11 protein-coding genes are annotated in these 12,868 nt (G+C 68.9%); 6 read left to right on the top strand and 5 right to left on the bottom strand.

What is annotated here, in order from left to right; genetic code table 11:
- Positions 1-54 precede the first annotated feature (54 nt).
- The 3 genes from tdh to DL519_RS35805 are packed head-to-tail and all read left to right on the top strand — an operon-like array spanning position 55 to position 3,193.
- Positions 55-1,095 carry an L-threonine 3-dehydrogenase gene (gene tdh / locus DL519_RS35815; protein WP_190821417.1) on the top strand — a complete coding sequence of 347 codons (1,041 nt, stop codon included), beginning with the start codon at positions 55-57 and terminating at the stop codon, positions 1,093-1,095.
- Entirely contained in the window at positions 1,095-2,282 is a 1,188-nt protein-coding gene (locus DL519_RS35810; protein WP_190821415.1) for a glycine C-acetyltransferase, read from the top strand. The genes tdh and DL519_RS35810 overlap by 1 nt, the downstream gene beginning before the upstream one ends.
- Positions 2,279-3,193: a LysR family transcriptional regulator gene (locus DL519_RS35805; RefSeq protein ID WP_190821414.1), complete on the top strand. Its 915-nt coding sequence runs from the start codon at positions 2,279-2,281 to the stop codon at positions 3,191-3,193. Before DL519_RS35810 ends, DL519_RS35805 begins: the two co-directional genes overlap by 4 nt.
- Before the next feature lie 115 nt (positions 3,194-3,308).
- On the opposite strand, the gene DL519_RS35800 is transcribed toward DL519_RS35805, so the two are convergent.
- On the bottom strand, positions 3,309-3,905 hold the full coding sequence (locus tag DL519_RS35800) for an HAD family hydrolase (RefSeq protein ID WP_190821412.1): 597 nt from the start codon (positions 3,903-3,905) through the stop codon (positions 3,309-3,311).
- A 524-nt stretch (positions 3,906-4,429) separates the two neighbouring features.
- A complete protein-coding gene (locus DL519_RS35795) occupies positions 4,430-5,341 on the bottom strand; it encodes a LysR family transcriptional regulator (protein ID WP_190821410.1) in 912 nt (303 codons plus the stop codon).
- A 106-nt stretch (positions 5,342-5,447) separates the two neighbouring features.
- Between DL519_RS35795 and DL519_RS35790 the strand changes: the two genes are divergently transcribed.
- From DL519_RS35790 to DL519_RS35780, 3 genes are all read left to right on the top strand, one after another.
- Positions 5,448-5,837: a DoxX family protein gene (locus tag DL519_RS35790; protein ID WP_190821408.1), complete on the top strand. Its 390-nt coding sequence runs from the start codon at positions 5,448-5,450 to the stop codon at positions 5,835-5,837.
- Between the two features lie 121 nt (positions 5,838-5,958).
- On the top strand, positions 5,959-7,032 hold the full coding sequence (locus DL519_RS35785; protein WP_190821406.1) for an IS630 family transposase: 1,074 nt from the start codon (positions 5,959-5,961) through the stop codon (positions 7,030-7,032).
- The gene (locus tag DL519_RS35780; RefSeq protein ID WP_190814282.1) at positions 7,016-8,410 is read left to right on the top strand and encodes an IS1380 family transposase; all 1,395 of its coding nucleotides are present in this window, start codon (positions 7,016-7,018) and stop codon (positions 8,408-8,410) included. The genes DL519_RS35785 and DL519_RS35780 overlap by 17 nt, the downstream gene beginning before the upstream one ends.
- A gap of 665 nt (positions 8,411-9,075) precedes the next feature.
- Here the strand turns inward: DL519_RS35780 and hutI are convergent.
- Genes hutI through DL519_RS35765 form a run of 3 tightly spaced genes read right to left on the bottom strand, consistent with a single transcriptional unit; the run spans position 9,076 to position 12,794 of the window.
- Positions 9,076-10,233 carry an imidazolonepropionase gene (hutI, locus tag DL519_RS35775; RefSeq protein ID WP_190821404.1) on the bottom strand — a complete coding sequence of 386 codons (1,158 nt, stop codon included), beginning with the start codon at positions 10,231-10,233 and terminating at the stop codon, positions 9,076-9,078.
- A gap of 36 nt (positions 10,234-10,269) precedes the next feature.
- Positions 10,270-11,586, bottom strand: a complete 1,317-nt coding sequence (locus DL519_RS35770) for a formimidoylglutamate deiminase (RefSeq protein WP_190821402.1) — start codon at positions 11,584-11,586, stop codon at positions 10,270-10,272.
- Positions 11,587-11,591: 5 nt separating this feature from the next.
- The gene (locus DL519_RS35765; protein ID WP_397545010.1) at positions 11,592-12,794 is read right to left on the bottom strand and encodes an allantoate amidohydrolase; all 1,203 of its coding nucleotides are present in this window, start codon (positions 12,792-12,794) and stop codon (positions 11,592-11,594) included.
- Positions 12,795-12,868 lie beyond the last annotated feature (74 nt).

The following is a 12,868-nucleotide window of genomic DNA, read 5'->3' as shown; positions in this document are numbered from 1 at the left end:
CCCACCGCACCGGGACAGACTCCGTTGCGACAAGCCGTCGAGAGCGGAGGAACCTTGCGCGCTCTGGTGAAGACCTCGCCCGCGCCCGGCCTGGAGCTGACCGAACTCCCCGACCCGGCGCCCGGCCCGGACGAGGTCGTGGTGCGGGTGATGCGCACCGGGATCTGCGGCACGGACCTGCACATCGCGTCGTGGGACGAGTGGGCGGCCCGCACCGTGCCGACCCCGCTGGTGGTAGGGCACGAATTCGCCGGTGAGGTGGTGGCCACCGGTGCTGCAGTCACCCGGGCCGCGGTCGGCGACTTCGTCAGCGGCGAGGGTCATCTGGTGTGCGGCCGGTGCCGCAACTGCCTCGCCGGCCGCCGTCACCTGTGCGCGCACACGGAAGGTCTCGGGGTGCACCGCAACGGCGCGTTCGCCGAGTTCGCGGTGCTGCCGGAGCAGAACGTGTGGGTTCATCGCGGCGAGGTCGATCCGGACGTGGCGGCGATCTTCGACCCGTTCGGCAACGCGGTGCACACCGCGCTCAGCTTCCCGGTCGTAGGCGAGGACGTGCTGATCACCGGTGCCGGTCCGATCGGGTTGATGGCGGCGAGCGTGGCCAAGCACGCGGGCGCGCGGCACGTGGTGATCACCGACGTCAGCGAGCACCGGTTGGAGCTGGCGCGCCGCGTCGGTGTGGATCTTGCCGTGGACGTTTCGCAGGCGCGGGTCGCCGACGCGCAGCAGCAGCTGGGGCTGAGCGAGGGCTTCGACGTCGCGATGGAGGTTTCCGGGAAGCCTGAGGCGTTGCGGGAGGTCGTGGCGAACATGGCGCACGGCGGCCGGATCGCGATGCTGGGGCTGCCGGCCGAGGACTTCTCGCTGGACTGGAGCGCGGTGGTGTTCAAGATGCTCACCGTCAAGGGCATCTACGGGCGCGAGATGTTCGAGACCTGGTATTCGATGTCGGTGCTGCTGGAGTCCGGGCTGGACCTGACGCCGGTGATCACGCACCGCTTCCCGTACACGGAGCACGCCGAGGCGTTCGAGACGGCTCGCAGCGGCCACTGCGGCAAGGTCATCCTCGACTGGACAACGAAGGGGTCCGCCTGATGTACACGATCGCTGACGACGTCCGGGCTGAGCTGGCCGAGATCCGGGCCGCCGGCCTGTACAAGGACGAGCGGGTGCTGGATTCGCCGCAGAGCGCGCGAGTGGGTGTCGGCGGCGCCGAGCTGCTGAACTTCTGCGCCAACAACTACCTGGGGTTGGCGGATCATCCCGCGCTGCTCGCCGCCGCCGAGGAGGCGCTGGCGAAGTGGGGTTTCGGGATGGCTTCGGTGCGGTTCATCTGCGGCACGCAGGCCCCGCACAAGGAGTTGGAGCGGCGACTCTCGGGGTTCCTCGGCACCGATGACACGATCCTGTACAGCTCGTGCTTCGATGCCAACGGCGGGGTTTTCGAGACCCTGCTCGACGATCGCGACGCGGTGATCTCCGATGAGCTCAACCACGCGAGCATCATCGACGGCATCCGGCTGTCCAAGGCCCGCCGCGGCCGGTACCGGAATCGCGACATGGCCGACCTGGAGCGGCTGTTGCAGGAGAACACCGACGCGCGGCGCAAGCTCGTCGTCACCGATGGCGTGTTCTCGATGGACGGCTACCTGGCTCCGCTGGACGAGATCTGCGCGCTCGCCGAGAAGTACGGGGCGCTGGTGATGGTCGACGATTCGCACGCGGTCGGGTTCACCGGGCCGACCGGGGCGGGCACCCCGGAGCTGTTCGGCGTCTCCGACCGGGTCGACGTCGTCACCGGGACGCTGGGCAAGGCGCTCGGCGGGGCCAGCGGCGGCTACGTGTCCGGGCGGGCCGAGATCGTCGAGCTGTTGCGGCAGCGCTCCCGGCCTTACCTGTTCTCGAACTCGCTCGCGCCGTCGATCGTGGCGGCTTCGCTGGCCGCGCTGGACTTGGTGGCCGCGCAGCCAGAGTTGCGGGAGCGGCTGCGGCGCAACAGTGCGCTGTTCCGGCGCCGCATGGCCGAGGAGGGCTTCGACCTGCTGCCGGGCGAGCACCCGATCATTCCGGTGATGATCGGCGACGCGGCCGAGGCCGCACGGATGGCGGACTTGCTGCTGGGGGAGGGCGTCTACGTCATCGGCTTCTCCTACCCGGTGGTGCCCGTGGGCAAGGCCCGTATCCGCACCCAGATGTCGGCCGCGCACCGCGCCGACGACGTGGAACGTGCGGTTTCGGCGTTCGTCGCGGCCCGCGAACGGATGGGTACCATCGCCCGGTGATTGACCCGCGGCGGCTTCTGGTGCTCCGCGCGCTCGCCGACCACGGCACCGTGCGCGCTGCTGCGGAGAAGCTGTACCTGACGCCGTCGGCGGTGTCGCAGCAGCTCACCGCGTTGGAGAACGAGGTCGGGCAGTCGCTGCTGGCCCGGCAGGGTCGTCGTGTCCGGCTGACCGCGGCCGGTGAGCTGCTGGTCGAGCACGCCAAGGCGGTGCTGGCCGAGTTGGAGCGAGCGGAGGCGAGCTTGGCGGCCTGCGCGGCGGGCACCGTCGGCACGGTGGAGGTAGCGTCGTTCGCCTCGGCGATCACGCAGGTCGTGGCGCCTTCGATCATCGCGTTGCGGCAGCAGGCACCCGATGTGCGGGTGCTGGTGCGCGATGCCGAGGCGCACAACAGCCTCATGATGCTGCTGGCCGGGGAGATCGACATCGCGATCTCGATGGAGTACACCTCGACGCTGCAGGCCGATGCCCGGCGGGTGAGCCGGTTTCCGCTCTACGCCGAGCCGTTCGACGTCGTGCTGCCACCGCAGCATCGGCTCAGCGCGGCGGACGCGGTCGCGCTCGACGAGCTCCGCGACGACGACTGGATCGCGCCGCTGCCGGGCAACCCGTGCCGGGCGGTGGCGCAGGTGTGCTGCGAGAACGCGGGTTTCGTCCCGAACATCACGCACACTTCCGACGATTTCCACGCCGTGGTGGCGCTGGTCGCGGCGGGCACCGGTGTCGCGCTGGTACCCCGCACGGCCATCGCTGATGATCAGGGCGTGGTTGCGCTACCGGTCGCGGGCAGGCCGCCGACCCGCCGCGTCTTCGCCGCGGTCCAGTGTGGGCGGGAGAACCACCCGCTGGTCCGCGTCGTGCTGGATGCACTGCTGGCGAACAGGGAACGCGGGATCATTCGCCCGTCGTGAGGAAGCGGTCCTCTGCGCGCGTTGACCAGCACGTTTCGTCGAATGGCCGCTTGCTGTGGTCCAGTGTGGACGGAAGTGTTACCCGCTGGCTGGATGTGCTGCGGGGAACGCGGATCTATTCGCCTGCCATGAGGAAGCGGTCGATCCTGGCGATGGTGTCGGCCGAGCCTGTGTCGTGGTGCCCTGGCAGACCGAGTTCCTCGGCGGCGACATGGCCGGCGGTGTCGTCGATCAACAGGGCATCGCCCGGGTCGGCGCCGAGGCGTTGCAGCGCGATCCGGTAGATCCGCGAACCGGGTTTGGGGCATCCGACTTCGCAGGACAGCACGACCTCGTCGGCGACGTCGAGCAGACCCGACTCGGCCATCATGGTGCGCTGCTGCGGCCACGCGTTGCTGACCAACGCGACCGACGTGCCGCTGCGGAGCCGGCGCAGCCGCGACACGAAAGCCTCGTCCCAACGCTCGCGGGCCGCCAAATCGCCGCGCAGATCGACAAGAACCTCGACCCCGATCCGCAGTCGTTCCTGGACGACCTCCCACCAGGCGTATTCGCTCACCTTGCCGATGAGCACCTGGTCATCGTTCCCGCTGAACAGCGCGGTGAGGATCTCCCGGGGCGTGGTGCCGAGACGAACGGCCCAATCAGCGGCAGCCGCCGCCGGTAACCGGGGACCAGCTGGAGCGCCTGGCGAGCGGTGTCGAGTTGACACAAGGGAACCTTCCTGCCGTTCCCCGGCCCGGAAGCATGGGAACCTTCCTGTCACCACCGCCCAGCGAACCTGCAGCAAGGGAACCTTCCTGTCCACCCCAGCTGTTGGCGACGTGAGCATGGGAACCTTCCTGTCACCACCGAGCCGGATGCGGCGTTCGGCTTGCGACAGGGTTTAGGGCAGCAAACAGGCCTCGGACCTCGACGAAGCTGGAAAACAACCCCGCCGACCCGACCTGCGGTTGACAGGAAGGTTCCCATGCTCGCATCCTCAACCGCGTTGGCGAAGGCGTGGCGGAACGTCCGGCGTGGGCCCGTTCACCGCAGGGAGCCTGTCCGCGAAAAACAGCCGAACCCGAGCACTCCCCGTGTTCTGGAATCAGCTCGGGTATGCGATGCGGGTTGGCCGACCGTCCGGGTCGGCGCGGCGCGTGACGGTTTGCCAGCCATCGAGTGGGCCTGCGGTTCAACGAGATGCAGCCCGGTGGGCCGCCGGCCAGATAGGCTGGACCTGCCTCCGCCGAGTCAGGTGGTCGCGGCGCTTCGCGGCGGCTTGTTGTCCAGGCAGCAGCGGACGAAGTCCTGGACGACGGGGTTGGCGTCGTCGGCCGGTGCCCAGGCGACGCAAACCCGGCTGGGGCTGACTCCGCTGACGGGCCGGTAGGTGACACCCGGGCGCGCGTAGAAGCGGGCGGCGGATTCGGGGGCCAGGGCGATGCCGTAGCCGTTGGCGATCGCGCTCAACCAATCGTCGGGCTGGTCGGTGACGGCTCCGATGCGAACCAGGTGGCCCTCGCGTTCGCCGGCGGCCAGCCAGTAGTCCCGCCACCTGCCCGTTTCGGGCGGGGCGGCGACGAACGGCTCGTCCCGGAGGTCCCGGAAGGGGATCAGATCGCGGGCCGCCAACGGGTGCGCGGCGGGGAGAGCGACCCAGCGAGGCTCGGTGAACAGCACGGCCGTCCGCAAGGTTTCCTGGTCGGGGAACGGCAGCCGCAGCAAGGCGACATCGACGTCCCCGTCGGCGAGCCCGGCGGTCGGATTGGACCACGCCGCCTGCCTCATGTCGGCCCGCCAGCCGGGACGGCGGCGACCGAAGGCCGCGATGATGTCCTGGGTGGCCTCGTTGGCTGCGCTGGCTAGGAAGCCGACCCGCAGTACGCGGGCTTCCCTGCTGGCCGCGCCCTTGGTTTCCCGCAGCACTTGATCCCAGTCGACCAGCAAGGCGGGCACCCGCTCCGCGAGGGCTCGACCCGGTTCGGTAAGGGTCATCCCGGCCCGGGAGCGAGTGAAGAGCCGCACCCCGAGTTGGTTCTCCAGCTGCCTGATCTGCTTGGTCAGCGCGGGTTGCGACACGAGCAGCCGTTCCGCTGCGTGGGTGAGGTTCCCTTCCTCGGCCACGGCGATGAAGTAGCGCAACAACCGCGTGTCAACATCCATGCCGCCAGGTTATAGACGCAGGTATTGGACGCCAATCCAGGACTCGGTGAGGCTTGGTGCAGCAGATTTGCACCTATCCGTTCTCGGCCGAACAGAAGGCATCCGAATGTTCATCGCTTACGTCGTCGTCACCGCGATCACGATCGCGGCCAACGCCGGGATCGCCATCGTCGACTTCGCGCGGGCCGAGTTCGTCCTCGCAAACTCGGCCGAAGTGAAGGTCCCGCAGTCCTGGCTACCGATGCTCGCCACACTGAAAGCCGCCGGTGCTGTCGGCCTCGTGCTGGGCCTCTTGGGCTTTCGCGCGATCGGCATTGCCGCCGCCATCGGGCTGGTCCTGTTCTTCATCGGTGCGATCGCCGCGCACCTGCACGCCCGCGTCTACCACAACGTGTACGGCCCCGGAGCCTATCTCGGGCTGGCAGTCGCCTCGCTCGTCCTCGCCGCTGCACGATTAACCCCCGAGGAGGATGTTTCGCCTGCTCTGGTTCCGTGAACGTATTGCCGTCCTCTAGAGGCTGTTTCGGTGTGGCGCCGTGGTGGGGCCACTCGTGTCTTTGAAGCGCCGAGGCACTTATTGATCGGGAACTTATAGGTGTGATCTTCGTTGTTCTGGCATGATCGCTGGTGTGCGGGACGCGCGGAGGTTGTCGCCTGAGGCGCAGGAGGATTTGCGGCGCAGGGTGGTCGCTGCTGTTCATGGTGGGATGAGTCAGGTCGAGGCGGCCCGGGTGTTCGCGGTGGCCCCGCAGTCGGTGTCCAGATGGGTGCAGGCGTGGCGGAAACGTGGCTCGAAGGGTCTCACCGGGCGTCGCCGGGGTCGCAAGCCCGGCGAGCAGAAAGCGTTGAGTGCCCGCCGGCAGCGCAAGCTGCGGTATGCGGTGGCCGAGCACACCCCGGCCACGTTCGGGCTGACCGGCCTGGTGTGGACCCGCAAGACAGTGGCCGAGCTGATCCGGGTGCGCCACGGCATCGTGCTGAACCTGCGCACCGTCGGCAACTACCTGCGTTCCTGGGGATTGTCGCCGCAGAAACCGATCCGCAAGGCCTACGAACAGGACCCCGAGTCCGTACGCCGATGGCTGGAGGAGGACTACCTGGCCATCGCCGCCCGCGCCCGCCGCGAGGGCGCACTGATCCTGTGGCTGGACCAGACCGGGATCCGCTCCGACGCCACCGTAGCCCGCACCTGGGCACCGGCGGGCCAGACACCGGCGGTGGGCAAAACGGGCAAACGATTCAGCGTGAACGCGATGTGCGCGATCGGGAACAAAGGCGAGCTGTACTTCACCGTCTACACCGGCTCGTTCAACGGCAAGGTGTTCCTGTCGTTCCTGGACCGGCTGACCCGCCATCTGGACCGCAAGGTCCACCTGATCGTTGACGGACACCCCGTCCACCGCCGCAAGACTATCCAGCAATGGATCACCAAGCACGCTGAGGCGATCGCGATGCACTTCCTGCCGGGATACAGCCCCGAACTCAACCCCGACGAGCTACTCAATGCCGACCTCAAACGCACCGTTTCCACCAGCACAGCCCGGATCCACCGGTGTTGTGGTGAAAGTTTGTGCAGGCGGGGGTCGTGTCGTGGTGGGGCAGATGCCCTCTGGCCTGGGATGATTGTTCTTGCAAGAGAGACAATCGGTTCCTGGATGAGAGGGCATCTGCTGGATGCAAGCATCGCATAGTGTCGGCGCGGTGTCGGTGAGGTTCGATGATCCGAATCTCGTGTCGTGTGCGGGATTGGTGCCGGTGTTGCGGCTGGCCGAGCAGGTCGGGGTGGCTGATCTGGCTGAGCAGACGGTGAAATTGTCGCCGGATGTGGGGTCGGCGGGGGCGAATCCGGGTGTGAAGGTGTCCTCGATCGTGGCGGGGATGGCCTGTGGTGCGGACTCGTTCGAGGATCTGGGTGTGATCCGCCACGGTGGCATGTCGCGGTTGTTCGACGGGATCCGGGCGCCGTCGACGCTGGGCACGTTTCTGCGTGGGTTCACCTATGGGCATGTGGCGCAGCTGGAGAAGCTGGGCCGGATCGTGCTGGAACGCCTGGCCGGGCGGTGCGGGTTGTTGCCGGGGGCCGATGAGCTGGTGTTCGTCGATATCGACTCGAAGATCAAAGAGGTCTACGGGGCGGGGAAGCAGGGCTCGGCGTATGGGTATACGAAGGTGCGGGGCCTGAACTATCTGATGGCCACGATCTCCACCCCCGGTACGGCGCCGGTGGTGGCGGCGACCCGGATGCGGGGTGGTAACGCCAATTCCGCCCGCGGCGCGGCGTCACTGATCACCTCGGCGATCAAGACGGCCCGGGCGTGTGGTGCGACGGGGACGATCGTGGTGCGGGGTGATTCGGCGTTTTTCACCGGCCCGGTCATCGCCGCGATCCGCAAAGCCGGGGCGTATTTCTCGGTCACCGCCAAACACACCGCGACTGTGAAGGCCGCGATCGCCGGGATCGACGAGAACACATGGCAGACCGTGCGTTTCAACCGGCCGGTCTTCGACGACCGCGCCAAGCAGTGGATCTATGAGGGCGAGATCGCCGAAACGACACTGGAGGCGTTCACCAACGTCACCCAGAATCCCGGCCGTGCGGTCACCGCCCGGCTGATCGTGCGCCGCACCCGGATCACCACCACCGATGCCACCGGCGAGTTGTTCCCGGTCTGGCTTTATCACGCGATCTTCACCGACTCCCCGCACGAGCTGCTCACCGCCGAGGCCGAGCACCGCGGCCGCGCCGGGACGATCGAGCAAGTCTTCGCCGACCTCAACGACTCCGCCGCGGCCCACCTGCCCTCCGGGCAGCTCGCCGCCAACGGCGCCTGGCTGTCCCTGGCCGCGCTGACCCACAACCTGATGCGTGCCGCAGGCAGTCTCGCGTCGCAGTTCCACGCCAAAGCCCGCACCACCACCCTGCGGCGGCACCTCATCACGATCCCGGCCCGTATCGCCCGCTCCGCCCGCCGCATCGTGCTGCACCTCCCGGCCGACTGGCACTGGAAACAGGCCTTCACCAGCCTGTTCACCGCAACCCACCCCCCGCCAGCCGGGGCCTGCCCCTGACCACACCCGCCTACGGGCGCCGACCGGAGACCACAGTGGATAAGCCGGACCACCAGGCCGGCGGACTCCGCACACCCACCACCAGCATTATCGATCAACACCCCCAAGACCTTGATCAACAACCCACGCCAAAACCAACTCGGTGGATCCGGGCACAGCCCCCAAAACCCGAGCCGAGTTGAAACAAGCGGTCCGCTCCTTCCTCCACCGGCTCCAGAAGCTGCCCGACCGAGTTCGCTCCTACTTCGGCAAACCCGAAGTTCGCTACGCCGCCTAACATCACACATTTGCCACCCGGATCAATAACACTCCCTCGCTGGGCGGGGGCACCCGAACTATCCAGGGTCCCGTGATGAGTGCGAGCGAACGGCCCGTTTGCCACACCTACGAGCCTGTTGCGTTTTCGGCGAAAACGGCTGAACCGAAGTACCAAATCAGTCTCGATCGCCGCCGTTTGTCCGCCAGTGGCCATCTCAGCCGTGATCGATCGATCACGGTCCGTGGTGGGCGTAATATTGCAACAGGCTCCTATCGACGCGAACAGGCCGTTCGCTCCACACCAGCCAACGAGCACGCACGGCTGCCGCACAACGAGATCCCGAACAGCCCCATAGCCCGAACCCACTCACGGGTCCTGAGCAGGCGCAACCGTGCTCTGCCGGCGTTCAGCGGATCCGGTTGCCGCGGCGCCAGACGGCGTGGGTGAGGGGGACGCCGGGGCGGTAGGCGAGCCAGGTCGTGCTCGGGGCGTCGAGGATGTGGACGTCCGCCCGCGCGCCGGGCCGGAGCACGCCGACCGCGCCATCGCCGGATTCCCGGCGCAGCGCACGTGCACCTCCCCAGGTCGCCGCGCGCACCGCTTCCTCGATGCTCATCCGCATCTGCAGCACAGCCGTCGTCACGCAGAACGCCATCGACGACGTGTAGGAGGAACCGGGATTGCAGTTGGATGCCAAGGCAACCGTGGCGCCAGCGTCGATGAGCGCCCGGGCGTCCGGCAACGGCTGCCGCGTCGACAGGTCGCAAGCGGGCAGCAGCGTCGCCACGGTTTCAGAACCGGCCAGCGCGTCCACATCGGACTCCGGGAGATAGGTGCAGTGGTCGACGCTCGCGGCTCCCATCTCGACGGCCAACCGCACGCCGGGCCCGGGCGCGAGCTGGTTGCCGTGCACGCGCAAGCCCAGCCCGCGTTCCTTGGCCGCTTCCAGGATCCGTGTGGACTGGTCGACGTCGAATGCGCCCTTCTCGCAGAACACATCGCACCAACCCACGTGCGGGGCCACCGCATCGAGCATTTCCCCGCACACCAAGTCCACGTAGGCGTCCGCATCCTCGCCCGGTGGCACGAGGTGCGCGCCGAGGAATGTGACCTCATCGGCTTCGGCGGCGATCTTCGCCGACCGCAACTCGTCGGCGACCGTCAACCCGTAGCCGGTCTTGGTCTCCATGCACGTCGTGCCCTGCGCCGCCGCTTCGGCGATGTGCTTGCGCAGGTTGGCTGCCAGTTCCTCGTCGGTGGCGCCCCGCGTCGCCCTTACCGTCACCGCGATTCCGCCCGCCTGGTAGGGTTTTCCGGCCATCCGGGCGGCGAACTCCGCGGTGCGGTCCCCGGCGAACACCAGGTGCGTGTGGCTGTCGACCCAGCCCGGCAGGACCGCTCGCCCGGCGGCGTGGAACCGCTCGTCAGCGTCCGGGGCGCTAGCCGCAGGCCCGGCCCAGACGACCCGGTCACGGTCGATGACCAGCGCGGCGTCGGTGAGCGTGCCGAGCTCGTCGTCGTTCGTCGCCAGCTCGCCGATTCCAGTAATAACTGTGCTTGTCATCGTTGTTTGCTTTCCGCTCTTGGTATCGCCAATTGCTTACGCGCGGAGCGCGCTGATCGCGTCGTGGAGTTCTCCCGCCGCGTCGATCGCCTGGTGGCGACCGTCCTGCACGATGCGGCGACCATCGGCGATCACGACCCGCACGTCGTCGGCCCGCGCGACCGCCGGGACGGCCTCCGGCGCAACGCCCGCCAGCCGGGTCGACCCGAGATCCACGGCGACGAAGTCGGCGCGGGCGCCGACGCCGAGCCAGCCCGCATCGGGCCAGCCGAGCGACCGGTGCCCGGCCGTGGTCGCCATCTCCAGCAACTCGTCGGCCGCGAAGTGCCCGCGGGTCTCGGTGTTCAGCCGCGAGTACGACTCGACGGCCTGGGCTTCCGCGAACGGGTCGATCACCGAATGCCCGTCGCTGCCGATCGCGAGCGTGCTTCCCGCGACGCGCAACGCCGCCGCCGGACCGATCCCGTCGGCCAGGTCGGCCTCGGTCGTCGGGCACAGGCACACCTCGGTACCGCTACCGCCCAGCAGCGCCACATCGGATGCGGCCAGGTGGGTGGCGTGCACCGCCGTCACATCCGCGCCCAGCGCGCCGTGCGATTCCAGCAGTTGGGTCGGCGTGCAGCCATGTGCCGCCAGACATGCCTCGTTCTCGGCGCGCCGCTCGGAAAGATGCAGGTGCAACGGCGCTTCGCTCTTGCGAGCCCAGCCCGCCACCTCCGGGATCTCCTCGGCGGGCACCGCGCGGACCGAATGCAGCGCGGCTCCGAGGCGAACCCGGTCTCTGTCCATAGTGTACTTATCAATCCGGTCGATCCAGCTAGTCGCAGCGCCGTCCGAGAAGCGCCGCTGCACGCCGTCCAGTGACCTGCCGAAACCGCCTGCCAGGTAGCAGGTGTCGAGCAGCGTGAGCCTGATCCCCGCGTCCTGCGCTGCCTGCACGAGGGCGTGGCCCATCGCGTTCGGGTCGTCGTAGCGGGTTCCGCTCGCGGCGTGGTGCACGTAGTGGAACTCGCCGACGCAGGTGATCCCGGCAAGCGCCATCTCGGCGTAGACGCCGCGGGCGAGCCGGTAGTAGCTGTCCGGGTCCAGCACCGCCGCCACCTGGTACATCTGGTCGCGCCAGGTCCAGAAGGTGCCGCGCGCGCCGTTGTGCCAGCCGCGCAGCGCCCGGTGGAAGGCGTGGGAATGCGCGTTCGCGAGCCCGGGCAGCGTCATTCCCGGCAGCCGTTCGGCGTGCTCGGGCGGGGTTCGGGCCGAACCTGCGGCGCTGATGCGGCCGCCATCGACGTCGAAGAGCACGCCCCGCTCCGGGCCGCCCGGCAGCCAGGCCCATTCGCACCAGTACGTGGCCATCCGCGTCACCCCGCGAGGTTTTCCAGGACCCGGGCGAGCGCGTTTGCACCGGAATCGCAGTCGCCGGGCTCCGCGTGCTCTTCCGGGGCGTGGCTGATGCCGGTCGGGTTGCGCACGAAGAGCATCGCAGTCGGCACCTCGGCGGTGAGGATCCCCGCGTCGTGCCCGGCCCCGGTCGACAACGCCGGCGCGTCGTCGAGCAGGCCGCTGAGCTGGTCGCGGAACGCGGCGTCGAAGTGCACGGTGTCCCCGTAGGATTCCTCGACCACCTCGACCTGGCAGCCCTCCGCGGCAGCGAACTCCCCCGCCGCCCCGGACAGGTCCTCGACGATGGACCTCGTCGACCGGTGGTCCGGCGACCGCGCGTCCAACCACACGTCCACAGCGGACGCGATGACGTTGGTGCCGCCGGGGTTCGGGACCAGCCGCCCCACCGTCGCCCGTCCGCCGTCGACGCCTTCAGCGATCCGGCGCGCTTCGAGGACGAGCCGCGATGCGGGCAGCATCGGGTCGTGGCGGTCGGCGATCAGCGTCGCGCCGGCGTGGTTTCCCTGGCCGCCGAACCGGAATCGCCACCTGCCGTGCGCCAGGATCGACGACGCGACCGCCACCGGCCGCCGCAGGTCGATCAGGCCGCGCCCCTGCTCGACGTGCAGCTCGACGAACTGCCCGATGCGCCGCAACGCCTCCTCGTCCCGCCCTAGCCGCGCCGGGTCCGCGCCGAAGAAGCGCATGGCCTCGGCGAACGTCACCCCGTTCGGGTCGCGGAGCGCGCGGGCCCGGTCCGCGTCGATGGTCCCGGCCAGCAGCCTGGACCCCAGGCATGGCACGCCGAACCGGCCGCCCTCCTCCTCCGCGAAGACCACCACCGCGAGCGGCTTGCGGGGGGTGAAACCCTTGGCCCGCAACAGGTCCACCGCGCTCAACGAGCTGACCACGCCCAGCGGCCCGTCGAACGCCCCGCCGCCGGGCACCGAGTCGAGGTGGCTGCCGGTCACCACCGCGTCATCGCCCGGCTCGTCCCACCACGCCCAGATGTTGGCGTTCCGGTCGGTGGTGACCCGCAGGTCGCGCGCCTCGGCCTGCTCGAAGAACCACTCGCGCAACTCCCGTTCGGCATCGTCGAAGACGTGCCGGGAGTACCCGCCCCGGCGCCGGTCCGCGCCGACATCGGCGATGGCCGCCATCAACTCGTTCGGTCCCGCCACAGCCACTCCTTCCCGAACACCCGCGTCACGGGCAGAACTGCCCGCGCTGGATCTTTCCGAGGCCGTGAGCGTTT

This window comes from Saccharopolyspora pogona (assembly GCF_014697215.1).
In the GTDB taxonomy this organism is placed as follows: domain Bacteria; phylum Actinomycetota; class Actinomycetes; order Mycobacteriales; family Pseudonocardiaceae; genus Saccharopolyspora; species Saccharopolyspora hattusasensis.
Note: the sequence above shows the minus strand (reverse complement) of the source record. Positions and strands in the feature narration are given on the sequence as shown.

Coding starts and splice junctions, on each gene's coding strand:
- DL519_RS35780 (WP_190814282.1), top strand. CDS start 7,016: ATGCAAGCATCGCATAGTGTCGGCGCGGTGTCGGTGAGGTTCGATGAT.
- DL519_RS35795 (WP_190821410.1), bottom strand. CDS start 5,341: ATGGATGTTGACACGCGGTTGTTGCGCTACTTCATCGCCGTGGCCGAG.
- hutI (WP_190821404.1), bottom strand. CDS start 10,233: ATGACAAGCACAGTTATTACTGGAATCGGCGAGCTGGCGACGAACGAC.
- DL519_RS35810 (WP_190821415.1), top strand. CDS start 1,095: ATGTACACGATCGCTGACGACGTCCGGGCTGAGCTGGCCGAGATCCGG.
- DL519_RS35790 (WP_190821408.1), top strand. CDS start 5,448: ATGTTCATCGCTTACGTCGTCGTCACCGCGATCACGATCGCGGCCAAC.
- DL519_RS35785 (WP_190821406.1), top strand. CDS start 5,959: ATGATCGCTGGTGTGCGGGACGCGCGGAGGTTGTCGCCTGAGGCGCAG.
- DL519_RS35770 (WP_190821402.1), bottom strand. CDS start 11,586: ATGGCCACGTACTGGTGCGAATGGGCCTGGCTGCCGGGCGGCCCGGAG.